We start from the raw sequence: 22,771 nt of genomic DNA, 5'->3' as shown, positions 1-22,771 counted from the left end.
CCTCGCCGCGATTAAAACGCTTTTATCTCGAACAAAATTTAACCACGAAAGGTCAGCACGCCCTAGCAACATAGACACTTTAGTTGGATAATACTGGCTCAATAAGACGACGATAAGACAGGGATGTATGGAAATTACGCCGAATGAACGCGATGCAGTATATAAAACGATTTTTTCTCGCCGAGATGTTCGTGGTCAGTTTCTTCCTGATGAGATCCCAGAAGACGTTTTGATGCGTGTGCTAACCGCAGCGCACCATGCTCCCAGTGTTGGCTTTATGCAGCCTTGGGATTTTGTCGTTGTCCGTGATATCGAAACCAAGCAACAAATCAAAGCCGGTTTTAATCAGGCTCATGCGGAATCCGCGGAAATGTTCACCGATGAAAAGCAGGCAATGTATAAGCGTCTAAAGTTGGAAGGCATCGTCGAATCACCGATCGGTGTCTGCGTGACTTGCGATCGCAACCGAACCGGAAAGGTCGTGTTAGGTAGAACCATCAAACAAGAGATGGATCTGTACAGCACCGTGTGTGCGGTTCAAAACCTATGGCTGGCAGCTAGAGCCGAAAACCTAGGCTTAGGGTGGGTGAGTATCCTGCATGACTCAACACTGCGAGACGCATTAGATATACCAGAAAACATCGATATTGTGGCGTACCTGTGCATTGGTTACGTTGACCACTTCAAAGATAAGCCAGAACTTGAAACCATGGGTTGGTTACCAAGAAGAGACGTCAATTCAGCGATTCATGAAGGTAAGTGGAATCCTAGGCAGTTAGAGACTGATGAAAAGTAACAGCTACGCTAGGAATACTGATATTAAGATCTAAAAAAGGGCTCATTGAGCCCTTTTTGATACTTGCTTTAAACTGAGATCTTAAGCGATCTCAATCTTCTCAGCTTGGTTCTGCTCTACCATTGACAGTGCCAGCGCTTCCGCCGCTTTAATACCATCGATACCAGCAGATAGGATACCACCCGCGTAGCCTGCGCCTTCACCAGCAGGGAAGAAGCCCTTAAGGTTGATGCTTTGGTAGTCTTTACCACGCTTGATACATACAGGAGAAGACGTACGAGTTTCAACACCGGTTAGTAGGCCATCTGGCGTAGAGAAACCTTTGATCTTCTTCTCGAACGCTGGGATTGCTTCACGAATCGCTTCGATAGCAAAATCAGGCAGCGCTTTTGAAATATCAGTTAGGTGGATACCTGGCGTGAATGATGGTTTTACTTCACCGATTTCACTTGGATCGCGACCTTTCAGGAAGTCACCGATTTTCTGTGCAGGGGCGTCGTAGTTCTCGCCACCTAGAACATAAGCGGCACTTTCTAATTTACGTTGTAAGCGGATACCTGCTAGTGCGTCACCTGGGTAATCACGCTCTGGGTCGATACCCACAACGATGGCACTGTTTGCGTTACGTTCTGCACGAGAGTATTGGCTCATGCCGTTGGTTACTACGCGGCCTTCTTCAGAAGTCGCGGCAACCACAGTACCACCCGGGCACATACAGAAGCTGTATACAGTGCGGCCATTCTTACAGTGGTGTACTAATTTGTAGTCCGCTGCACCTAAGATAGGATTACCTGCGTTTTTACCGAAGCGAGCTTCATCGATCATCGCTTGCTTATGTTCGATACGGAAACCAACAGAGAAAGGCTTAGCTTCCATGTAAACGCCACGTTCGTGCAGCATTTCAAACGTGTCACGAGCACTGTGGCCAACAGCCAGTACAACGTGGCGAGATTTGATCTCTTCACCGTTAGAAAGCGTCAAGCCAGTGATTTGACCGTCTTCCATGTGAACGTCATCAACGCGAGTGCTGAATCGGATTTCGCCACCTAGCTCAATGATAGAAGCACGCATCTTCTCGATCATGGTAACCAGTTTAAAGGTACCGATGTGCGGCTTACTTACGTATAGGATTTCTTCAGGTGCACCTGCAGCAACGAATTCTTCGATTACTTTACGGCCGTAGTGCTTTGGATCTTTAACTTGGCTGTAAAGCTTACCGTCAGAGAATGTACCTGCGCCGCCTTCACCAAACTGTACGTTTGATTCAGTGTTCAGTGTACGCTTACGCCAGAAACCAAAGGTATCTTTCGTACGTTCACGAACTTCTTTACCACGCTCAACGATGATTGGATTGAAGCCCATTTGAGCAAGCACTAGGCCTGCGAACAAACCACAAGGGCCAAAACCGATAACGACAGGGCGCTCAGTTTGGTTCTCAACCGCTTTAGCCACGAATTTGTACTCCATGTCAGGAGTCACTTTTACATGCGGGTCGCTAATGAATTGCTCTAACAACTCAGCTTCGTTTTCAACGAGAACATCAAGCGTGTAGATAAGTAAGATTTTTGATTTCTTACGAGCATCGTAGCCACGTTTAAAGATATTAAAAGAAAGTACCTGATCAGAATTAATGCCAAGCTTCGCTTCAATAGCGTCTTGAATGGCTGATTCTTCGTGGTCTAGAGGGAGTTTAATTTCGGTTAAACGTATCATTTCGATGTCTCGTCTTTATAGGTGTCTTAGCTAGACCGCTTCTAAACGCAGAGTTTGATGAAAACGCTGATGTTGAAAGAAGCGATAAGCTCACAATGGCGCGCATTTTACGAGAAATTGATTTATCTGTCATACTAATTTGGAAACATGGAGCAAATAGACACGATATTAGAGCCGTATGATGTTGAATTTTGCCTTGGGATGAGTATTATCCTCCATTCTTCAATTTTGACTAACTTATAGAGCAGAGCATCATGGCATTTGTCGTAGGCGATAACTGTATTCAATGTAAATACACAGACTGTGTGGCGGTATGCCCCGCAGATGCGTTCCATGAAGGCCCGAATTTCATGGTAATCAACCCAATCGAATGCATTGATTGTGGTTTATGTGTACCTGAATGCGATGCTCAAGCGATCTTCCAAGAAGATGATCTGCCAGAAGATCAAAAGATCTTTATTGAAGTGAATGCCGAGCTTGCCGAAATCTGGCCGGTACAAACTGAAGTTAAAGCACCGATGGATGAAGCTGAAAAGTGGAATGGTGTCGCTGATAAGTTGGCAATGCTAGAAAAGTAATTGTTGAAAAGAACTCAAATAAAAAGGCGTACTGATTTAATCAATACGCCTTTTTTAATATCTGAGCAGTGTCGACTGGCTCGTTAGCTTATGAAATTTAGCTATGCTGACGACGCATGTTGTCGAGAATAATACCTGTCGCCATTGCTACATTCAGAGACTCTGCGCCACCGAATGCTGGAATCGTAATCTTGTCTGTCACGAATTTAGCGGCGTGTTCACGAATACCGTGAGACTCACTGCCCATCAGTAAAATACCGTTGGCAGTAAATTCCGTCTTATGAACACTTTCACCTTCTAAGAACGCTCCGTAAACAGGCAGGTTCGCTTGCTCTAAGTATTCAGGTAAGTCTGTTTGGCTTACGTGTACTCGGCCAAAGCTGCCCATGGTCGCGCTGATCGTTTTCGGGTTGTATGGGTCTGCACAATCGCTGCTCGCAACGATATGCTTAATGCCATACCAGTCTGCTACGCGAATAATCGTACCTAGGTTGCCCGGATCAGATACACCATCCAGTGCAATCATTAACCCAGTAGCTTTTGGTAATTCAAACGTTGGAATCTCAACAACAGCAATCGCCGCATTGTTACTCACCAAAGTACTCGCTCTGGTTAGGTCATCCAGTGAAGCTTCAACACAATCAAACTCAAACAGTGACGCGTGATTTTCAGATAAGAAATCAGCCGTAGCAAAGACGTTCTTTACGACTAAGTCACTATTGAACAGCTCAAGTACGTTTTTTTCACCTTGAACTAGAAACAGGCCGTGGGCTTTACGTTGTTTCTTTTGGCCCAAAGCACGAAGGAGTTTTAATTGGTTTTTTGAAATCATGTTTTTATCCTAGATATAAGCCCGCGCATTATAGAGCAAAGGTTGGATAACCAAAAGCGTGATAACTCAATGCGATCCACTAAAAAGCAAAAGCAACCCACTTAAAAAAGAAAAGCGCACTAAATAGCGCGCTCTTATCTGATTTAATCATCTAACATTAAGCTGAACCCAAGATTAGCTGACCTGTATGATTAATATGGGGCAGGGTAGCGCTTAAACACTGTGTTGATATCGGTAAGGATCTCTTCTGACAACGGTTTGCTGAACGCTGCTACGTTCTCTTTCAGTTGTTCCATTGTGGTTGCGCCAATAATAGTGGAGGTGACACCATCAACTTGATTACACCACGCTAAAGCTAGTTGGCTCGGTGTAAATCCGTGAGCGTTCGCAACTTCGACATATCCTTTTACGGCTTCATTGGCAGACTCAGTGTCGCGGAAAATCCCTTTACGCTGCATGTAAGTCCAACGGCTTCCTTCTGGTCTCGCACCATCAATGTATTTGCCACTCAGCATGCCCGCTGCTAACGGTGACCATGGTAGGTAGGCGACGTCTTCGTGCACACAGTTTTCAATCAAATAAGGCCAGTCTTTCGCGTGCAGCAGGCTAAATTCATTCTGAATAGAGACCATTCGCGGTAAATCATGCTTCTCACTGAGTTTAAGGTAAGTGTTAATGCCCCAAGTGGTGTCATCAGACAAACCAACATGACGGATTTTTCCGGCTTTAATGCAGCCCGCTAGTGCTTGGAGGATCTCTAGCATCTCCGCTTCATGCTGCTTTCGGTCGATATCACTGAATCGAATATGATTCGGGAAATGCTTGCCAAAGTGAGGCGTCGTTCGGTTTGGCCAATGCAGTTGGTAAAGGTCGATATAGTCCGTTTGTAAACGCGCTAGTGAAGCGTCAACCGCTGCAATTACAGCTTCCCCCGTGATTGGCCCGCCATCTCGAACCCAAGGCAATCCCGGACCTGCAATTTTGCTGGCGATGATGACTTCTTGGCGGCGCTGCGGATTGCGAGCTAACCAGTTACCTATGATTGCTTCCGTTTTACCGTAGGTGTCTGGAGACGGTGGTACTGCGTACATCTCTGCGGTATCGATAAAGTTAATACCTTGGCTTAGCGAGTATTCGATTTGTTGGTCAGCTTGTTGTTGCGTATTTTGCAGCCCCCAAGTCATGCTGCCAAGGCAGATTCGGGAAACGGGAATTTGACTACTTCCTAATTTTGAGTATTCCATTAAATTCGGGGTTCCTGTAGTGAGGCTCGTTAGTGCTCGCAGTGTGGATATTGAAAGAGGGCGAGTGAGGAATGAAAACGAATATAAATTATTAGCACAAAATGGCAACACAGGGTATGGCTTGGACAAGTTTAATGAATCATTTCTCATTGCAACAAATGAGTCTGCTTGATGATTGAGAAGCAACATACAAAAGACGCGATAGATAACAAGGTGTTAATAGATCAGGCGCCTGAATGAAGCTGCATTGGGATAGGAGAAAGGTTCAGAGACAAAAGAGCTCTACATCAACGAGAAGTAGAGCTCTTTTTTAGGGGTTCTATAAACAAGTTCTGAGTATTGATTAAGTTACGAGGTCGCGTTGGTGTCAAAACCACCTTGAGATTGCGCCTGTCTTAGAGCTTCCTGCCTTTGAACTTCTTTCTCAGTTAATACTGGTTGAAGCGTTTCCTCAGAGGCTTGAGGAGAGAAAATGAAATATTTATTAATCGTCATAACTGTGTCTCCGTGTAACGTATGACAGATTCTGCATCAAGGATAAATTGTGATCATCATCCACTTTGTACTTTTTTTAGGCTGAGAGCGGAGGGCGTAGAATGCGTACAAAGCGATCGCTTATCATCCGTATGCAATGTTGAACTGACGAAACCCTCTGTTTTCAAGTATAGGAAGCGCATCTAATTTCGCACAACAATGATTTAGAGCAATTACATACATGGTCAGGGGCGTAAGATGAAAAGCCTCGCGACTGACTCTGCGTACGTATTTGTCTAAAAATACATCGCTTATCTATCTTAATAATTAGGTCAGTAAATCAATTACTTAATCCATGGTGAGATGAATTATGGAAAAGCTTGTAGAACGTTTCCTGAATTACGTTACTTTTGATACTAAATCCGATCCTTCTAATCAGCAATGCCCAAGTTCACCGGGTCAAATTACTTTTGCTGAAGCCTTAAAGTTAGAATTGGTTGCATTAGAGTTAGTTGATGTGTCTTTAGACGAAAATGGCTATTTGATGGCGAAACTGCCGTCGAATGTCGATTATCCAGTGCCTGCGATTGGCTTTGTGGCGCATATGGATACCGCTCCTGATGCTTCAGGAGCAAATGTGAAACCACAAGTGATTAAAGATTACCAAGGTGGAACGATTGAATTAGGTGAAAGTGGCGAGAGTTTGAACCCAAGCCAATACCCAGACCTTGATTCTTTACATGGTCACGACCTTATTACGACTGACGGCACAACTCTGCTTGGTGCCGATAACAAAGCGGGCATCGCTGAAATCATCAGTGCGATTGCTTACCTGAAAGCGAATCCAGACATCAAACATGGCGACATCTGCATTGGTTTCACACCGGATGAAGAGATTGGCCGCGGTGCGAACCTGTTTGACGTTGAAAAATTTGGCGCCGAGTGGGCGTACACCATCGATGGTGGGCCAGTAGGGGAGTTGGAATTTGAGAACTTTAATGCCACGAGCGCTGATGTTATCTGTCATGGCGTGAACGTTCACCCAGGTACCGCCAAAGGTAAAATGGTGAACTCAATGAACATTGCAGCGCAATTCCAACTGATGATGCCTGCACAAGAAACACCAGAGTGCACAGAAGGTTATGAAGGTTTTTACCACCTGAAGTCGGCTGAAATGGGGGTGGCTCGCTCTGAACTGGGATACATCATCCGTGATTTTGAACGTGAGGGTGTAGAAGCGCGTAAGGCATTCATGCAACAGAAAGTGGATGAGCTGAATGAGCGTCTTGAGAAAGGCCGTGTTGAGCTGGTGCTAACCGATAGCTACTTCAATATGAAAGAGATGGTTGAACCGCATCAACATATTATTGAATTAGCGAAGCAAGCGATGATTGAGTGTGATGTTGAGCCAATGATCAAGCCTATCCGAGGTGGTACAGACGGTGCTCGCTTATCTTTCATGGGGCTACCGTGTCCGAATATCTTTACCGGTGGCTACAACTTCCACGGTATTCATGAGTTCATTACCATTCAAGGCATGGAAAAAGCGGTAGAAGTGATCGTGAAACTCTCTCAACGTACAGCTATTCACTATCAAAAATAGCCGTCTAAAACGCGATATCTCTTTGTATTTTTGAGAGTATTCATTAATACTCTCTTTAAGTATAAGGGAGTACGCGATGAAAAAGTTAGTTTTACTTTGCACCCACTTAGCCGTGGGTGCTTTTGGTTTTGGGCTTGGTGTCTACGCACTACCTATCTTGATTGAGCCTGATTCTCCTTCCTCAAGTTCTGTTGAAGCGATCAGTCAGCAGGCGATCTATACAGGTGAGTTCACCAAAGACCGACAAGACAGTGACTTTTTGCATTGGGGAGAGGGCATCGTCTCTGTCTCTGAAAGTGCGATAGCTTTTGAAGGTGAATTGGCGCCGGGGCCGGATTATAAGGTTTACCTATCACCTAAGTTTATTGAAACCGAACAGGCATTCAATGACAGCAAGAGTGAGTTACTGAGAGTCGGAGATGTAAAAACATTCGACCGATTTATGGTTAACCTCCCAGAAGGTACTGATCTTAATCGATTTAATACGGTTGTGATTTGGTGTGAAACTTTTGGCCAATTTATTACTTCTGCCAAGATAAAATGATAGCCTTACTAGGGCGTGTTGATCTTTCGAACAAAATTTAACCGCGAAAGGTCAACACGGCCTAATAGCTGATAAAAGCATGAAAAGGAGCGCTCTATTTTTGAGTCCTTTTTTATAATGCGTTTATTGGATTGAGTCAGTCGCTGTAAAGCTCATCGCTTTAATGATCGTCGTTATAAAGCTTAATTGTTGTAATACAAAGGAATAAATAATGGAAAAGATGTGGCAAGTAATAGATTTCTTACTCGCTAATAAGTTTATTTTTAGTGTGCTGATCATCTGCATTATATTAATAATCCGACGAATCACTTTGTCTCGAATCCGTGGTGATGTCGCTTTTCTTAGTGAAGACCAACGTAACTGGATGTCACGTACCAAAAACGGCACATTCGCGATTATTGTTGTGACGTTATTCGTGCTGTGGAAATCCGAAATCAGCGAATTTGCGCTGTCTGTTACTGCTATTGCGGTTGCGATAGTCGTGGCTTCAAAAGAGATCATTCTCTGTTTTACTGGCTCTATTCAGCGTGCGAGTTCTCGCTCATTTCGAATTGGTGATTGGATTGAAGTGGGCAAAATCAGCGGTGAGGTGATTGAGCACAACTTGATGGCGACTGTGATTCAAGAAATCGATTTGTATCATGGGCAATATCACTTCACTGGCAAGACTGCCACGCTGCCTAATAGCATGTTCTTCACTTATCCGGTAAAGAACCTCAACTTCATGAAGCGCTATGTTTATCATAACTTTTTTGTGACGGTGAAAGACTTTGTAAACCTATACCCTATGGTGCCGGGTCTTATCGTGAAAATTGAAGAGCATTGTGAAGAGTTTATCGATGTTGCCCGTCGTTACAATGGTGTGATCGAAAAGCACGCCGGTGTTGACCTTCCGGGTTCTGAGCCTCACATCCATATCACAAGCAGTTCGACAGGTGAGCAAGAAGTGCACTTTATGATCTTCTGTCCGACCGAAAAAGCGATTCATTTAGAGCAAGATATTCGTAAAGATTTCATGGAAGCTTACGCGTTGGCATTTCCCTCAAGTGACTAATACGATGCTGGAAGCTAACAAGTCCGAATAAAAAGAAAGCCGAGAGCGATAATATCGACTCTCGGCTTTTTTGTATTTGAGATCTAGACTTAGACCTGAGACCTAGCGTTAGAGATTAATCCAGGTCAGCGAGTGGCAACCAGTCTACTTCTACACCAGCTTGCTCAAACATATCTTGGCTTATCTTGATCTTATCTCCCCAACGAGAAAGGAAATCTTCACTTTGCTCTGGGCAATGTACCGCTGAAATTCCAGTTTGGATGATTTTTGCTGCACAGTTCGGACAAGGGAAGTGAGTGACCCAAACTTCACAACTGTCTAAATCACGTTTAGCAAACAAGATTGCATTTTCTTCAGCGTGAAGTGTCTTGAGGTATTTCATCTCGCGATCGTCAGTATCCGCACTATCAGACACGCCATGTGGGTAGCCATTAAAGCCAACTGAAACAATACGGTTGTGCTTAGTGATGACGGCGCCGACTTGAGTTGAAGGATCTTTACTCCAAGAACCGACCAATTCCGCCATTTGATAGAAACGTTTAGCCCATTTTGAAATCATGAGAATTCCTTAACAATTAAATGTGAATGCTTATCTGCCCGACAATACATGATGTTAGACAATATCCATAGAGAACAAAAGCTGAGAGGTTGATTTACTTAGAAATTGTAACGCGTTTGTAATTACTTTATAAGCACTTAGTTTCAATTAACATATTGATACACTTTGGTTCGTTATAATTGATATTCCTCGGACAATAGTAACGGGTGTGTTACGTAAATTTTATACTGTTCAAATACTAACAAGTGACGGTATAACTATGCGTAAAAAGTTGATCCTTACGGCTCTTGCAAGCTCTCTTATTCTTGCTGGATGTGGGCAAGATGCTCAAAATGCCAAGCAAGCGCCTCTACCTCTCGTAGCAGTACAGGATGTTAGCGTTGTTTCTCACCAGCAAAGTAAGTCGTACATCGGTCGTATTGAAGCCGTTGAAGACACGGCTATCACAGCGCAGGTTTCTGGCTATCTACAAAGCCGTCATTTCAATGAAGGTCAAATGGTCGAAAAGGGGCAATTACTGTACTCCATTGAACCCTCTTCATTTGAAGCTGAAGTAGCAAGCGCAAAAGCGTCTGTTGCTCAAGCGAACGCGAACCTTAAAAAAGCCGAGCTTGATTTTAACCGAGGTAAGAACCTTCTCCCTAAGGGGAGTATTTCTCAATCGGAATTTGATGCATTGACAGCAAACTTATTGGGTTCTCAGGCACAGCTTGAAGCAAGTCAAGCACAACTCAATGCAGCCAATGTCCAGCTTTCTCATACCAAAATTATTGCGCCTTTCTCTGGACGAATCAGTGACACCAAAGTGAGCACGGGTGATCTGGCTTCACCGTCTTCAGGTGTATTAACCACCTTGGTTAGCCTAGATCCAATCCATGCATCGTTCAGCATCAGTGAGCGTGAGCGTATTGAGCTGGGTATGGATCGTATCGAAGGCGACGGCAGCAGCGATTCTGCAGGTGTTGAAGTTCAGATCATGCTTGAGAATGGTGAAGCGTTCGAACATCTAGGTCAGCTTGATTTCTTGGGTAACCGTATCAACCTCAATACTGGTACGATCGCGATGCGCGCCATTGCTGATAACCCGAACCAGCAATTACTTCCAGGCCAACACGTTCGCGTTGATCTACGTGAAAAGCAATCTATTGATGTTGTGACTATTCCGCGTCGTGCAGTTCAAACCGACCTTGAAGGTGACTTTGTGATGGTTTTGGTTGAAGGCGAGAGTGCGCCTGTCGCTGAGCGTAGAAACATCGAGATGGGTAGACAAGTTGAAGGTGGTGTGATTGTTCACTCTGGACTAGAGAAGGATGACGCAGTTATCACTCAAGGCTTACAGCGTGTGCGTAATGGTATGTCTGTTCGCATTCAACCTACTGCTGAACAAGCTGAGTAAGGGGCTTATTTATGTTGAGTCGTTTCTTTATTCAAAGGCCTAAGTTTGCCCTTGTCATATCCATAATATTAACGCTGGCGGGTGCGATCTCTCTCGCTATCTTACCAGTGGCCGAATATCCAAAAATTAGCCCACCATCGGTCAGTGTGTCGGCATTCTACACGGGTGCGAGTGCTGAAGTGGTGGAACAGGCGATAGCCGACCCCATAGAGACATCGGTGAATGGCGTAGAAGATATGATCTACATGTCTTCTAAAAGTGCTAATGATGGTTCATACAACCTTAACGTGACCTTTGATGTCGGTACTGATGCTGATATGGCTCAGGTCAACGTTCAGAACCGCGTTGCTCAGATCGAATCGAAACTTCCACAAGAAGTAAGAATGGTGGGTGTAACGGTCAAGAAGCGTTCACCTGACCTATTGATGGTATTGAACTTTTACTCGCCGAACGGAGAGTACAATGACCAATTCCTTATCAACTACGTGAACTTGAACATTAAAGACCAATTGGCTCGTGTAAAGGGCATTAGTGAAGTTAACGTGTTGGGTGGTGGTGAATACGCGATGCGTGTTTGGTTAGATCCTGAAAAAATGGCTAACCTCAATATAACTACCTCTGATGTGAATCGCGCTTTGGCGGAGCAGAACGCTCAAGTCGCAGCTGGCCGTATTGGAGCTGCACCTTATAACAACGCGCAAGAAGTGCAATTCAACTTGGTAATAAAAGGCCGATTAGAAACGGCTGATGAGTTTGAAAATGTTGTGCTTCGTGCAAATCAAGACGGTTCAACGGTTTATTTAAAAGACGTTGCACGTGTTGAGCTAGGTAAAAAGTTCTACGATGGTAACGGTAAATACCGTGGTCAAGACGCTTCAATCGTAACGCTGTCACTTCAGTCAGACGCTAATGCGCTGGAAAGTGGTAAAGCAGTCATGGCGATGCTAGACAACCTAAGCAAAAATTTCCCTGAAGGCGTTGCTTACGAGGCGAGTTACGACACCACACTCTTTGTTGCTGAGTCGATTAAAGGCGTAGTTAAAACACTCATCGAAGCAATTTTGCTGGTTATCGCAGTAACGTACTTGTTCTTGGGCAGTGCCCGTGCAACCTTGATTCCTGTGGTTGCGATTCCGGTATCTTTGATTGGTACTTTTGCGATCATGCAGATGACCGGCTTTACCATTAATACAGTAACCCTGTTTGGTTTGATTTTGGCGATTGGTATCGTAGTAGATGATGCGATCTTGGTTATCGAGAACGTCGATACTACGATGGCCAAAGATCCTACCATTTCACCGCGAAAAGCAACGCTTATCGCAATGAAAGAAGTTACGGGGCCAATTGTTACCTCAACCTTGGTTCTGTTAGCGGTATTCATCCCAGTAGCGATGCTGCCAGGTATTACCGGCATTATGTATCGTCAGTTCGCTCTGACCATCTGTATTGCGGTTGTGATCTCTTCTATTAACGCTCTAACGCTGTCACCAGCATTGTGTTCATTGGTTCTTAAGCAGGGCGGTGGTAACACAGCACGTTGGTACCAAGCGTTTAACCGTGGTCTTGAATCTGTAACCAACAAATACGGTCAAATTGCAGGCTTCCTTGTGAAAAAGGGTGTTCTGCTGTTTACCTTCTTTGTTGTGGCACTAGCAGCGGTAACTTACTTTGCGAAAACCACGTCTACGGCTTTCGTACCTCAAGAAGATAAAGGCATCTTGCTGGTTAACGTGCAGCTTCCTGACGCGGCATCGCTGTCTCGTACAGAAGATGTGACAGAGCAGTTACTAGAGATGGTTGAGCAAGAGCCGGGCGTAGATGGTGTGACACTGGTTAACGGCTATGCATTCATGACGGGCGCTTCAGCTTCGAATGGTGCGTCGATGTTCATCAAGCTCCACGATTGGGACATGCGTAACGCACTGGACGGTCAACATTCAGCGCAAGCTATCTCACAACGTATTAATGGCCGAGCGGCAACAGAACTGCCTCAGGCGATTGTATTTGCAATGGGACCTCCAGCTGTACCGGGCATGGGTGCTGCGTCTGGTTTTGAGTTTGTTCTCGAAGATACATTAGGTCGTAGCCGCACTGATCTAGCGATGGTCATGAATGACGTGATTGCTGAGGCAAACAAACAGCCTGAGATTTCACATACCTTCAGTACCTTCCGCGCTAATGTACCTCACTACTATGTCGATATTGATCGTGAGAAAGCGCAACAACTTGGTATTCCGCTGTCGGAAATATTCCAAACGCTACAAGGCAATCTTGGATCAATGTACGTGAATGACTTTACCATGTTTGGTAAGAATTTCCGTGTCACCATGCAAGCAGACAGTGAACACCGTAGCAGCATGGATGACCTACAACGATTCCACGTGCGTTCGTCTAATGGCGAGATGATCCCGTTAAGCACATTGGTGACTTACGATCAGATCTTTGAACCAGACGTAGCATGGCGTTACAACATGTACCGCAGTGCGGTGATTCAAGGCCAACCAGCACCGGGTTACTCAAGCGGTGATGCGATTGCTGCAATGGAACGTGTCGCAGCTGACGTGCTGCCTCAAGGCTACCAGTACGAATGGACAGGCATGGCTTATCAAGAAGTATTGGCAGGCAACCAAGCGATCTTTGCTTTTGCACTGGCTCTGATCTTCATCTATCTGTTCATGGTGGCGCAGTACGAGAGTTGGACAATCCCTATAGCGATTATCTTAGTGGTACCGGTTGCAACCTTAGGTTCTTTCTTGGCGCTGAACCTGACAGGCACACCGCTGAATCTCTATGCACAAATTGGTTTGGTTCTCTTGATAGCTTTGGCCGCGAAGAACGCAATCTTGATTGTTGAATTCGCAAAGGTTGAGCGTGAAGAGAAAGACGCACCGATTGAAGATGCGGCGGTGAAGGGCGGTACGCTGCGTTTTCGTGCTGTGAACATGACGTCTTGGTCATTCATTTTAGGTATATTCCCGCTTATCTTCGCTGCGGGTGCTGGTCACGTGAGTCAAAACTCATTGGGTATTTCTCTGATTGGTGGCCTGCTATGTGTGTTGTTAGCGGGTACGTTCCTAATCCCTGGCTTCTATGCATTCGTGCAACGTAAGCGTGAGAAGGCACACGGTGGCAATACCAAGTTGATTCCACTGGACGATGAATAGGGAAGTTAGTGTCTTGTAGGATGAGCCCTTTACAAGGTTTCTCCTTGGTAATTGATTTCTTGTAAAAACGAAGGCTTAGCATTGTGCTAAGCCTTTTTTATTCCACTTGTGAATAAAGAATCTGTTTATATAATGAAATGTTTATTATAAGGTAGAGTTAATACTCCAATTAAAGCTCTCCAATAAAATGGTGTTTTATTTTTAGGTTGTTGTTTTTGTTGGATATATAAGTGTTCGGCTAACACTTGTATGCTCGAAAGTATTTGCACAATAGTGTGAAGTGTTTCAAAATTACTAAGTTATATTGAAATATTTTGTGCATTGAGGTTCTTATGAAAGTCATTGATTTATTTAAACACCGAGGCGACAGCGTGTCTTCGCAACACTCAGAGTTTATGCAATGGATGTCTCCAGCTCTTAGAGATTACTGGGGAGACTTTCTGAATCGCACGCAAAATAGTCATTTCTTTGCGTGGGTTCGTGATCACCACAAACCTGCTGTCAATGAAGATGCGCCAGAGATGCCTGTTGAACCACAGATCGTACTTAAGCCAGAAGCACAACTTGTATTTGATGAGCTTGAACAGCAGATCGGTGAAGTGATCCATACTGGTGATTGGATCAATGTAAGCCAAGACAGAATCAACCAGTTTGGCCTCGTTACTGAAGATATGCAGTGGATTCATACAGAGCCTTCTAAGGCTGAAACAGATTCTCCGTTCAAAACAACCATTGCACATGGTTTTCTGACTTTGTCTCTGCTTCCTCGACTGACAGACAGTGTTGATCCTGACAAATCTCAATTCCCAACGGCGAAGATGGTTGTAAACATTGGTCTTAACCAAGTACGTTTCCCATACCCTGTAAAATCGGGCAGTAACGTTCGCGCTAAAAGTACGCTAACAAAAGTAACGCCAATTAAGAAAGGCCTAGAGATTGAACGCGAAATCCGCGTAGAGATCGAAGGCATCCGTCGTCCTGGTGCTGTGATTGTTTCGGTGATTCAACTTCACTTCTAGAGCTTTTTTATAAGTAGAATTGCTTTTAGCGAAGATTATAGATTCAAAAAAAGAGAGAGCTTAAGGCTCTCTCTTTTTGTTTTTGTCTATCAAGGCGATATCATCAGCATCCTAACAACATCACAAAAGTCGTTATCTTACTTGATACGCGTGTAGTTACTTAATGTGTTTGTAGCTACTTAATGCGTTTGTAGCTACTTAATGCGTTTGTAGCTACTTAATGCGTTTATAGTTACTTGATGCGCGTGTAACCGTACTCTTCGATAAGATCTTGCCCTTGTTTTGACTTCACGAACTTAATGAAATCTTTGCTCTCGTCAGAAACTGATTCAGTTTTGTGCAGCAATAAGAATGGGCGAGCCAATTCATAACTGTGGTTGGCGATGTTCTTAGATGTCGGCTCAACTCCTTCAAATGTGATTGCTTTGATCGAACGGTCGATAGAGCCAACAGAGATGAATCCAATCGCATGTGGGTTATGGTTAACAATCGTTTTTACCATGCTGTTGCTGTTTACAACCAAGTTATTTGGGTTGATGTCAGACACTAGACGGTCGTTAATGATTTTAGTCAAACCAAGTAAGCTCTCGAAGCTGTAACGTGAACCCGAAGAAGCTTCACGAGTTACAACTGCGATAGGTTGATCCGCACCACCTATGGCTTTCCAGTTTGTGATTTTTCCTTTGTAGATATCGAATAGCTGTTCACGTGTAACGTTGCTTACACCGTTTGAACGGTTAGTCACGACGGCTAGGCCGTCAAAGGCAATTGGAAATACCTTCAATTTTTCGCCCTGTTCGCGGTCAGTTAAGTAACGTGAGCTCATACCAATATCAGCGACACCTTTATTGACCATGGTAATACCCGCTGTAGAACCGATGCCTTGAACCGCAATATAGTTATCAGGGTGAGTCTTGTTGTACTCCTCAGCCAATACATCCATCACACGTGATACGGAAGTGGAGCCCGAAATATTGGTTTCTTGTGCAAAAGCAGCGTGAGAAGACAGGGCTAAGGATAAAAGAGAGGCAAGCGCGACTCGTAACATAAACAACTCCTAGTTAATAACATTTGCCGGCTATGATAGGTCGGTTATATGACAATTTTGTGAAATTCTATCCGCTCAATGTGTCGCTATTAGCTTGATGAGTGAAAGCGAGTTAGGTTTACAAAAGCAGGATTCGTTTCTGGGAGCAGGACGGGTATTTTGTTTGCGCTAGTTCGCTAAAATGTTGGTTGAGTCCTAAGCTAAACAAAGGAATTCACTACTTAGAAGTTTCTATGAAGTTACAAGGGGTGTTATGTCCGTCATTCATATCGAACTGAATCGTCTTTTAATTGGAGCTGAGAAGCTCTGTACATCTCGAAATCGCAGTTTACCTGTCGAGCTAGGCAAATCCCTTTATGAAGAGTGTGAGGGTGGTGTGCTGTTTTCTCAGGCTCATTATCTGCTCGACTCATCTCATAGCGATTACACAAATGAGATCGCCTGCGTTAGTTTTGATGAGTCACTGTCATGTTGGTTGGTAATGGTGCCGCTAGAAGGTGATGTAGAAACCGATTCAGTAAATTGGGGGCCTTATCCTTACTTACCTCAATCGAAGGATCTTGATGCTATTTTGTCTGAAATAGAAAAAGACCCTAAATCGTACTTCTGGTCGTGATTATTCTGTTGAGATGTTTGCGAGGGGCTTGATACCTAAAACGAACAACTTTTTTTTAACTCACCACATTACAACCTATCTGAGTCACTAAAAACAGTCTACGTTAATAAAGCTTATCTGCGTCAGTAAAACGATCTATGTTACTAAAACTATCTGCATCACTATAAATGATGGATGTCACTTCAAATTATGCCAATAAGATTGCGTAGTTATACCAATCACAGTGAGTAAGTGATCAGTGATTTACTACGATTGGTATTAATAAGATTGTGAAACCAAAGACCGGAAATCTTTTGGTGTTTTACCGTGATAGGTTTTAAAGGCGGTACTAAAATGCGCCGCACTTTTAAACCCGGATTCATAAGCAATTTGAGTAATCGATTTGTTCGATGTTCTTAGTTGTGTGGATGCGTGGGCGATTCGCTTTATCTTTAAGAGGTTTGAAAACGAAAGGTCTTCCGCCGATAAACGGCGTTTAAGTGTGGCTGGTGACATCCCCATATAGCTGGCTAGGGTATCGAGTGAGATATTATTTTCTATATTCTGTTCAATGTAATGGATGACCTTTTGTGTCACCGTCAATCTAGAAATTCGGCTAATAATCGCTAATAGTTCCGGATACTGCTCAACCATTAAAGACAGCAAACCTAAGCCTAGTTGGGTGAGTGCGTAATCATTCTGAGTCGATGAATTGGCCAGAGACATGATGAGCTCTTTCAATTGGCATATTTCGGTATCCGTTTGATTGAACTTAATGTACTTATCTGGAGTTTGAGTGGATTCTAAATCACTGAACTGATTTATGAACTTTTGGAAAATTGCCAAATCAAAATCTAAGCAAATCGCACTAAACTCACCATTTTCAGTGTCGACCGTGATGTCTTTAATCTGACCAGAATTGTAAAGCGTGAAATCTCCCGCTTTTAACGAGGCTTGGGTGCCATTGGGCAGCATAAAAGATATGCTTCCTTTCGATACCATAAAAATACCGTTTTTAGAGGCGGGGTAGCGTTCGCGTTTCCTGGGAATAAAGTTTCTGAATTGAGTGACCGTGATTGATGGCATAGTGAACTTCTTTGGCGTTGTAGATTAATTGCTTTTTTAAGTATTGTTTAAGCATGAGACATTTACAAAAAAGGCGCTAATAATTAGCGCCTTTAGAAGTAAACCTATTAGAAATTAGGCTTCGGTTTCATTTGTCGTTTCAGGCTCGCTAGGCAAGTCCGCAAAAACTTGTGTAGGTTTTGCTACCAAGTTACGGTTTTCCTGATTAACTTCTGAGAGAACTACTTCTAAAACGTCTCCCAGTTTGTATACCATTTCTTTATCGATAGATACAGTACCCATATCACCGTTGCACTCTATTCTCTCTTTATTATCAAGAATGAGAGAGCCAGGGATAAACGCCGCTGCACCATTGTCAAGTAGGCGTACACGCATACCTGCGCGGTTAATATCGAAAATCTCTGCTTGGAAACGAGTTTCTTCAACTGGAGCGTTCGCTAGAGTACGAGCATACAACCAATCGCCAACGTTACGTTCAGCCATACCGTGGTGACGGCGGTGCAGGGCAAGTTCATCACCAGTGGTTTCGTCTGGTGTTTGAATTGGCGCTTTACCTAGGATGTGTGCTTTAAGCATGCGGTGGTTAATCATGTCACCGTATTTACGAATTGGAGAAGTCCAAGTTGCGTAAATGTCTAATCCCATTGCGTAGTGCGGCGCAGGTTCATTGCTGATCTCGCTGTATGCTTGGAATTTACGAATACGGTTGTCGTAGTAGCTGTTGTCTAAAGAACCTAACCAACGACGCAGAGTGGAAAAACCTTCTAGAGAAACGATCTGCTCTTCAGTGAACGGTGTTTCGGCTTCTGGGTTAACCAGCTCCAGAACGTCTGCTACTTTCTCAGCTTTAAAACCAGAGTGACAGTTAAAGACACCTTGGTTAAAGCTTTCTTTTAATACTCGACCTGCACAGATGTTCGCGCTGATCATCGACTCTTCAACCAACTTGTTTGCGCTACGACGCATGTCCGCGTGGATAGCGACAACATCGTTGTCTTCGCTTAGTTCAAAGCGGTAATCAGGGCGATCTGGGAACACAACCGCATTTGCAGAACGCCACGCTGAACGTGCTTGAGCAAATTGGTGAAGGTCAGAAACAATCGCAGCAATCTCTTCTGACGGTTGCCATTTCTCTGATGCACCTGTTTCTAGCCAGTCTGATACGTGGTCGTAAGCAAGACGAGCGTGAGATTTGATGTTTGCAGCGAAGAAGTTAATGTCATCACCGATAACACCATCTTTAGATACCGTTACTGTGCAGCAAAGTGCCGGGCGAACTTCGTTCTCTATGAGTGAACATAAGTTGTCAGCTAGATCGCGAGGCAACATTGGGATGTTACGACCAGGCAGGTAAATAGTGAAACCACGCTCGCGAGCCACTTTATCCATTGCATCATCTGGAGAGATGTAAGCGCTAGGATCAGCAATTGCGATAGTCAGTTCAAAATCACCGTTCTCTTTCTTCTTAGCGTAAAGCGCATCGTCCATATCTTTTGTGCTTTCGCCATCGATAGTCACAAAAGGGACGTGAGTCATGTCTACACGTTCAAGATCAGCGTCGTCTTTGATCTGCCAGTCGTCGATGCCTTCAGGTTCGCTGTTTGGTAGGTCATTTTGCGCTAGCGTTACCCACCAAGGCGCGATTTTGTCGTCAGCGTCTGTGATTTTCTCAGAGATTTGAGCCAAGAAGCCGTTGTCACCTTTTAACGGGTGTTGAACGATATGAGCAACAACCCAGTCGCCTTCTTTAAGCGTTTCAGGGTTCAAGCCCTTCTTTGCTTTCGCTTTAAGCTGCAGTTTTTTCAGTTGCGGGTGATCTGGAACAACGTTCAATCGACCTTTGAAAAGCTTAACTCGTGCAATAAAGCGAGTAAGACCCTGTTCAATCAACTCCTCTGGCTCTGCAACTTCGCGCTCTTTCTCTGTGCGAATGATGGCAATCACCTTGTCACCGTGCACACATTTTTTCATGTACGGCGGTGGGATGAAGAAGCTAGTTTTGCTATCGACTTCGAGAAAACCAAACCCTTTTTCAGTGGCTTTGATCGTACCTTCCTTTTTAGGGAGGGTTTCTTGGATTTGCTGTTTGAGTTGAGCGAGTAGAGGATTATCTTGAAACATTTTGACTTTTATCTATCGAGGACAATTGAGCACACTATAATCATTGCGAGGCTTGATTACTACTTAAAGGCGAAGTGAGCGTTAATTAATTGCCCTCTTATTTAACTAGGTCAATTTGCTAGAAGTTTGGTGCTGTGACGAGATATTCATCAAGTTTTGACGATATGATAGCCAGTGTTGATGTGAAACCGAAAAATATGTGATGTATTTCAATTTTTTCTGGCTTTTTTTATGCATTTAAGGAATAATCCGCCTCCCTTAGACGTCCCTAATGGCTTGAAGTGTTTTATTACTGCTTCGTAACTCTGAATGGAATCAGTATCTGATTGGATCAGTATTGGAATTGATAGAGCTCCCGGGACCTTTTGTTTACTTATATATAGTGGGATCCCAATGTCCGAATCTGTAATTCAATTTAATGAATTAGCCCTAAACGAAAACATTCTTTCAGCTCTTGATAGCATGGGTTTCGTTTCTCCGACTCCAATCCAAGCAGCAGCTATTCCTCTTCTTCTTGAAGGCCGTGACGCACTAGGTAAAGCACAGACTGGTACTGGTAAAACAGCAGCATTCTCTCTGCCTTTACTTAACAAAATCAACCTGAACCAACATAAACCACAAGCAATCATCATGGCTCCTACTCGTGAGCTAGCGATTCAAGTTGCTGCGGAAATCAAAAACCTAGGCCGTGATATCAAAGGTCTTAAAGTTCTTGAAATCTACGGTGGCGCTTCAATTGTTGACCAAATGCGCGCTCTAAGCCGCGGTGCTCACATTGTTGTTGGTACTCCAGGTCGTGTTAAAGACTTACTAACTCGTGACCGTCTACACCTAGATGAAGCACATACATTTGTTCTTGATGAAGCAGATGAAATGCTAAAAATGGGCTTCGTAGATGACGTTACTTGGATCCTAGAGCAAGCTCCAGAATCTGCACAACGTGTACTTTTCTCTGCGACTATGCCTCCAATGGTTAAGACTATTGTTGACCGTTACCTACGTAACCCGGCTAAAGTTGACGTTGCTGGTACTAACCACACAGTTGACAAAGTAGCGCAGAACTACTGGGTTGTTAAAGGCGTAGAAAAAGACGAAGCAATGTCTCGTCTTCTTGAAACTGAAGAAACTGACGCGTCAATCGTATTCGTACGTACTCGTCAAGACACTGAGCGTCTAGCTGATTGGCTATCTGCACGTGGCTTCAAAGCTGCTGCACTGCACGGTGATATTCCTCAGTCTCTACGTGAGCGCACTGTTGATCACATCAAACAAGGTGTTATCGATATCCTAGTTGCAACTGACGTTGTAGCACGTGGTCTTGATGTTCCACGTATCACTCACGTATTTAACTACGACATCCCATTCGATGTTGAATCTTACATCCACCGTATTGGCCGTACTGGTCGTGCTGGACGTAAAGGTAAAGCGATCCTACTAGTTCGCACTAACCAAATCCGTATGCTTCGCACAATCGAGCGTGTAACTAAGTCTCAAATGGAAGAAATCCAACTTCCACAACGTGACGAAGTTGCTGCTGCACGTGTTGCTAAGCTTGGTGCTGAGCTTGAAACTGAGAAAGAGAGCAAAGCTCTAGAAAACTTCGCAGGTTTAATCTCTACACTACAAGAATCTCTAGAAGTTGATGCTGCTACTCTAGCTGCAATGCTTCTTAAGCGTCAGCAAGGTAAGAGCCCTCTATTCTACGTTGGCGAAGACCCAATGATCGCTGCTATTGAGCGTGATAAGAACCGTCGCAAAGAGCGTCGTGAAGACCGTGACAATGGTCGTGGCGATCGTAACTTCAATACGCAAGATTGGGATACGTACCAACTACAAGTTGGCCGTGAGCAAGGCGTTCAGGTTAAAGACATCGTTGGCGCACTAGCAAACGAACTTGGCCTAACTAAAGGTTCTATCGGTGCTATCAAGCTAGACCAAGGTTCTACTTACGTTCAACTGCCAAAAGCAATGAACTCTGAAACTGCTGGTAAGCTAAGCAAACTTCGTATTCGTCAAAAAGAAGCTGGCGCTGTAGTTGTTGATTTCAACGACTTCCGTGAGCCTCGTCGTGGCGGCGGTCGTGATGGCGGTCGTGGCGGTCGTGATGGCGGTCGTGGCGGTCGTGATGGCGGCGGCTACCGTGGTAACCGTGAAGGCGGTAATCGCGAAGGCGGCAATGGCGGTCGTGGTGGCTACCGTGGCAACCGTGACGGCGCACGTGATGGTAACTCAGCTGGCGGCCGTGATGGCGAGCGTCGTTTCGACCGTAACCGTGGTGGCGATCACCGTGGTAACCACCGTGGCGAACGTGGCCATGGCAACGCAGCAGGCAATGGCGGCAACCGCGGTCGTCGTCCAGAGCGCAACGAAGGTTAATCAACCTTTAGTTTTAAGTGAAACTTACAAGCCAAGTGCTTATAGGTGAATAGCTTAAATAGCGAATTTAAAAGCCGAGCTTAGTGCTCGGCTTTTTTGTGCCTGCTATTTGAACTTAAGCTTTGGTTAGTTCTATATATTCGGCAGCTTACTTCAACTAAACGTCGTCCCTATATCTAATGTTAGCGCCTAAACTTAGCTGTATCGCGTTCTAATTCTATATTGAAATAACGTGCTACAAGATACTAAAACAATGAGTGAAGGCCATCTAAGCGACGTTACAGTTCATTTATTCGTAGAGTTGTACTCGAATGCAATTAAAAGAAGATCGGATTTCGTCGTTCACTATTCCCAACTCTTGTGATCTTTTTGATGCAAACATTGAGCAATTGAGCAATTGAGCAATTGAGAAATCGAGCAAAAAGTTATCGGCAATGATAAGCAGAGAAAAGGGAAGGGGGCTAGGCGGATTACGTGCATTGGTTCGATTCACTCTAGTTAACTTAATCGAGTAGAAATTAGGGCGTGTTGATCTTTCGAGCTGGTTTTTGCAGCGAGTTGCTGGGTAT

The 22,771-nt window shown here is 44.3% G+C and carries 19 protein-coding genes; 10 read left to right on the top strand and 9 right to left on the bottom strand.

The features are described from left to right. Positions 1-127 precede the first annotated feature (127 nt). Positions 128-796 (top strand): 5,6-dimethylbenzimidazole synthase, encoded by a 669-nt coding sequence (gene bluB / locus AB6D07_RS20580; protein ID WP_017102459.1) that lies wholly within the window; start codon positions 128-130, stop codon positions 794-796. Between the two features lie 81 nt (positions 797-877). Here bluB and AB6D07_RS20575 read toward each other — a convergent pair whose 3' ends face one another. Beyond that, positions 878-2,509: an NAD(P)/FAD-dependent oxidoreductase gene (locus tag AB6D07_RS20575; protein ID WP_017102458.1), complete on the bottom strand. Its 1,632-nt coding sequence runs from the start codon at positions 2,507-2,509 to the stop codon at positions 878-880. A gap of 254 nt (positions 2,510-2,763) precedes the next feature. On the opposite strand from AB6D07_RS20575, the gene fdxA reads away from it, so the two are divergent. Beyond that, a complete protein-coding gene (gene fdxA, locus AB6D07_RS20570) occupies positions 2,764-3,087 on the top strand; it encodes a ferredoxin FdxA (RefSeq protein ID WP_009844780.1) in 324 nt (107 codons plus the stop codon). Between the two features lie 97 nt (positions 3,088-3,184). Here the strand turns inward: fdxA and AB6D07_RS20565 are convergent, their stop codons facing one another. The 3 genes from AB6D07_RS20565 to AB6D07_RS20555 all read right to left on the bottom strand — a co-directional run bounded on the left by AB6D07_RS20565 (position 3,185) and on the right by AB6D07_RS20555 (position 5,658). Beyond that, complete coding sequence (locus AB6D07_RS20565; RefSeq protein ID WP_017102457.1) at positions 3,185-3,919, bottom strand: RNA methyltransferase; 735 nt, start codon at positions 3,917-3,919, stop codon at positions 3,185-3,187. Positions 3,920-4,110: 191 nt separating this feature from the next. Then, positions 4,111-5,163 (bottom strand): aldo/keto reductase, encoded by a 1,053-nt coding sequence (locus tag AB6D07_RS20560; RefSeq protein ID WP_017102456.1) that lies wholly within the window; start codon positions 5,161-5,163, stop codon positions 4,111-4,113. A gap of 348 nt (positions 5,164-5,511) precedes the next feature. After that, complete coding sequence (locus AB6D07_RS20555; RefSeq protein ID WP_009844784.1) at positions 5,512-5,658, bottom strand: hypothetical protein; 147 nt, start codon at positions 5,656-5,658, stop codon at positions 5,512-5,514. 349 nt (positions 5,659-6,007) lie between these two features. Here AB6D07_RS20555 and pepT point away from each other — a divergent pair, with 349 nt between their 5' ends. The 3 genes from pepT (at position 6,008) to AB6D07_RS20540 (ending at position 8,838) form a co-directional block, all read left to right on the top strand. After that, entirely contained in the window at positions 6,008-7,240 is a 1,233-nt protein-coding gene (gene pepT / locus AB6D07_RS20550) for a peptidase T (protein WP_017102455.1), read from the top strand. A 76-nt stretch (positions 7,241-7,316) separates the two neighbouring features. Next, a complete protein-coding gene (locus AB6D07_RS20545) occupies positions 7,317-7,784 on the top strand; it encodes a DM13 domain-containing protein (RefSeq protein WP_017098691.1) in 468 nt (155 codons plus the stop codon). Between the two features lie 211 nt (positions 7,785-7,995). Next, positions 7,996-8,838, top strand: coding sequence for a mechanosensitive ion channel family protein (locus AB6D07_RS20540; protein ID WP_009844787.1), 843 nt, complete (start codon positions 7,996-7,998; stop codon positions 8,836-8,838). A gap of 115 nt (positions 8,839-8,953) precedes the next feature. On the opposite strand, the gene AB6D07_RS20535 is transcribed toward AB6D07_RS20540, so the two are convergent. Next, positions 8,954-9,397 carry a dCMP deaminase family protein gene (locus AB6D07_RS20535; RefSeq protein ID WP_004731749.1) on the bottom strand — a complete coding sequence of 148 codons (444 nt, stop codon included), beginning with the start codon at positions 9,395-9,397 and terminating at the stop codon, positions 8,954-8,956. A 259-nt stretch (positions 9,398-9,656) separates the two neighbouring features. On the opposite strand from AB6D07_RS20535, the gene AB6D07_RS20530 reads away from it, so the two are divergent. From AB6D07_RS20530 to AB6D07_RS20520, 3 genes are all read left to right on the top strand, one after another. Beyond that, positions 9,657-10,793 (top strand): efflux RND transporter periplasmic adaptor subunit, encoded by a 1,137-nt coding sequence (locus AB6D07_RS20530; RefSeq protein WP_029222826.1) that lies wholly within the window; start codon positions 9,657-9,659, stop codon positions 10,791-10,793. Between the two features lie 11 nt (positions 10,794-10,804). Continuing rightward, positions 10,805-13,957, top strand: a complete 3,153-nt coding sequence (locus AB6D07_RS20525; RefSeq protein ID WP_017102453.1) for an efflux RND transporter permease subunit — start codon at positions 10,805-10,807, stop codon at positions 13,955-13,957. 332 nt (positions 13,958-14,289) lie between these two features. After that, on the top strand, positions 14,290-14,976 hold the full coding sequence (locus AB6D07_RS20520) for a MaoC family dehydratase (RefSeq protein WP_009844790.1): 687 nt from the start codon (positions 14,290-14,292) through the stop codon (positions 14,974-14,976). 232 nt (positions 14,977-15,208) lie between these two features. Here the strand turns inward: AB6D07_RS20520 and AB6D07_RS20515 are convergent, their stop codons facing one another. Further along, positions 15,209-16,024: a phosphate ABC transporter substrate-binding protein gene (locus AB6D07_RS20515; protein ID WP_009844791.1), complete on the bottom strand. Its 816-nt coding sequence runs from the start codon at positions 16,022-16,024 to the stop codon at positions 15,209-15,211. A 253-nt stretch (positions 16,025-16,277) separates the two neighbouring features. Between AB6D07_RS20515 and AB6D07_RS20510 the strand changes: the two genes are divergently transcribed. Further along, positions 16,278-16,640, top strand: coding sequence for a DUF3024 domain-containing protein (locus AB6D07_RS20510; RefSeq protein ID WP_012600988.1), 363 nt, complete (start codon positions 16,278-16,280; stop codon positions 16,638-16,640). A 258-nt stretch (positions 16,641-16,898) separates the two neighbouring features. On the opposite strand, the gene AB6D07_RS20505 is transcribed toward AB6D07_RS20510, so the two are convergent. Both AB6D07_RS20505 and rnb read right to left on the bottom strand, forming a co-directional pair. Beyond that, positions 16,899-17,705 carry an AraC family transcriptional regulator gene (locus AB6D07_RS20505; RefSeq protein WP_017102452.1) on the bottom strand — a complete coding sequence of 269 codons (807 nt, stop codon included), beginning with the start codon at positions 17,703-17,705 and terminating at the stop codon, positions 16,899-16,901. Between the two features lie 114 nt (positions 17,706-17,819). After that, entirely contained in the window at positions 17,820-19,826 is a 2,007-nt protein-coding gene (gene rnb, locus AB6D07_RS20500; protein WP_017102451.1) for an exoribonuclease II, read from the bottom strand. Positions 19,827-20,135: 309 nt separating this feature from the next. Here rnb and AB6D07_RS20495 point away from each other — a divergent pair, with 309 nt between their 5' ends. After that, positions 20,136-22,202 carry a DEAD/DEAH box helicase gene (locus AB6D07_RS20495; protein ID WP_372095961.1) on the top strand — a complete coding sequence of 689 codons (2,067 nt, stop codon included), beginning with the start codon at positions 20,136-20,138 and terminating at the stop codon, positions 22,200-22,202. Between the two features lie 289 nt (positions 22,203-22,491). Here AB6D07_RS20495 and AB6D07_RS20490 read toward each other — a convergent pair. Then, positions 22,492-22,771, bottom strand: a 280-nt coding sequence (locus AB6D07_RS20490) for a hypothetical protein (RefSeq protein WP_372140747.1), incomplete at its 5' end; no start/stop codon positions are given.

The organism is Vibrio sp. 10N.239.312.C11 (genome assembly GCF_041466065.1).
Classification (GTDB): Bacteria; Pseudomonadota; Gammaproteobacteria; order Enterobacterales; family Vibrionaceae; genus Vibrio; species Vibrio tasmaniensis_A.
Note: the sequence above shows the minus strand (reverse complement) of the source record. Positions and strands in the feature narration are given on the sequence as shown.

What these genes read in the sequence shown, in the direction of transcription:
- rnb (WP_017102451.1), bottom strand. Translation starts at nt 19,826, where the DNA reads ATGTTTCAAGATAATCCTCTACTCGCTCAACTCAAACAGCAAATCCAA.
- AB6D07_RS20510 (WP_012600988.1), top strand. Translation starts at nt 16,278, where the DNA reads ATGTCCGTCATTCATATCGAACTGAATCGTCTTTTAATTGGAGCTGAG.
- AB6D07_RS20555 (WP_009844784.1), bottom strand. Translation starts at nt 5,658, where the DNA reads ATGACGATTAATAAATATTTCATTTTCTCTCCTCAAGCCTCTGAGGAA.
- pepT (WP_017102455.1), top strand. Translation starts at nt 6,008, where the DNA reads ATGGAAAAGCTTGTAGAACGTTTCCTGAATTACGTTACTTTTGATACT.
- fdxA (WP_009844780.1), top strand. Translation starts at nt 2,764, where the DNA reads ATGGCATTTGTCGTAGGCGATAACTGTATTCAATGTAAATACACAGAC.
- AB6D07_RS20495 (WP_372095961.1), top strand. Translation starts at nt 20,136, where the DNA reads ATGGAATCAGTATCTGATTGGATCAGTATTGGAATTGATAGAGCTCCC.
- AB6D07_RS20545 (WP_017098691.1), top strand. Translation starts at nt 7,317, where the DNA reads ATGAAAAAGTTAGTTTTACTTTGCACCCACTTAGCCGTGGGTGCTTTT.
- AB6D07_RS20505 (WP_017102452.1), bottom strand. Translation starts at nt 17,705, where the DNA reads ATGCCATCAATCACGGTCACTCAATTCAGAAACTTTATTCCCAGGAAA.
- AB6D07_RS20530 (WP_029222826.1), top strand. Translation starts at nt 9,657, where the DNA reads ATGCGTAAAAAGTTGATCCTTACGGCTCTTGCAAGCTCTCTTATTCTT.
- AB6D07_RS20515 (WP_009844791.1), bottom strand. Translation starts at nt 16,024, where the DNA reads ATGTTACGAGTCGCGCTTGCCTCTCTTTTATCCTTAGCCCTGTCTTCT.
- AB6D07_RS20535 (WP_004731749.1), bottom strand. Translation starts at nt 9,397, where the DNA reads ATGATTTCAAAATGGGCTAAACGTTTCTATCAAATGGCGGAATTGGTC.
- bluB (WP_017102459.1), top strand. Translation starts at nt 128, where the DNA reads ATGGAAATTACGCCGAATGAACGCGATGCAGTATATAAAACGATTTTT.
- AB6D07_RS20520 (WP_009844790.1), top strand. Translation starts at nt 14,290, where the DNA reads ATGAAAGTCATTGATTTATTTAAACACCGAGGCGACAGCGTGTCTTCG.
- AB6D07_RS20540 (WP_009844787.1), top strand. Translation starts at nt 7,996, where the DNA reads ATGGAAAAGATGTGGCAAGTAATAGATTTCTTACTCGCTAATAAGTTT.
- AB6D07_RS20525 (WP_017102453.1), top strand. Translation starts at nt 10,805, where the DNA reads ATGTTGAGTCGTTTCTTTATTCAAAGGCCTAAGTTTGCCCTTGTCATA.
- AB6D07_RS20560 (WP_017102456.1), bottom strand. Translation starts at nt 5,163, where the DNA reads ATGGAATACTCAAAATTAGGAAGTAGTCAAATTCCCGTTTCCCGAATC.
- AB6D07_RS20565 (WP_017102457.1), bottom strand. Translation starts at nt 3,919, where the DNA reads ATGATTTCAAAAAACCAATTAAAACTCCTTCGTGCTTTGGGCCAAAAG.
- AB6D07_RS20575 (WP_017102458.1), bottom strand. Translation starts at nt 2,509, where the DNA reads ATGATACGTTTAACCGAAATTAAACTCCCTCTAGACCACGAAGAATCA.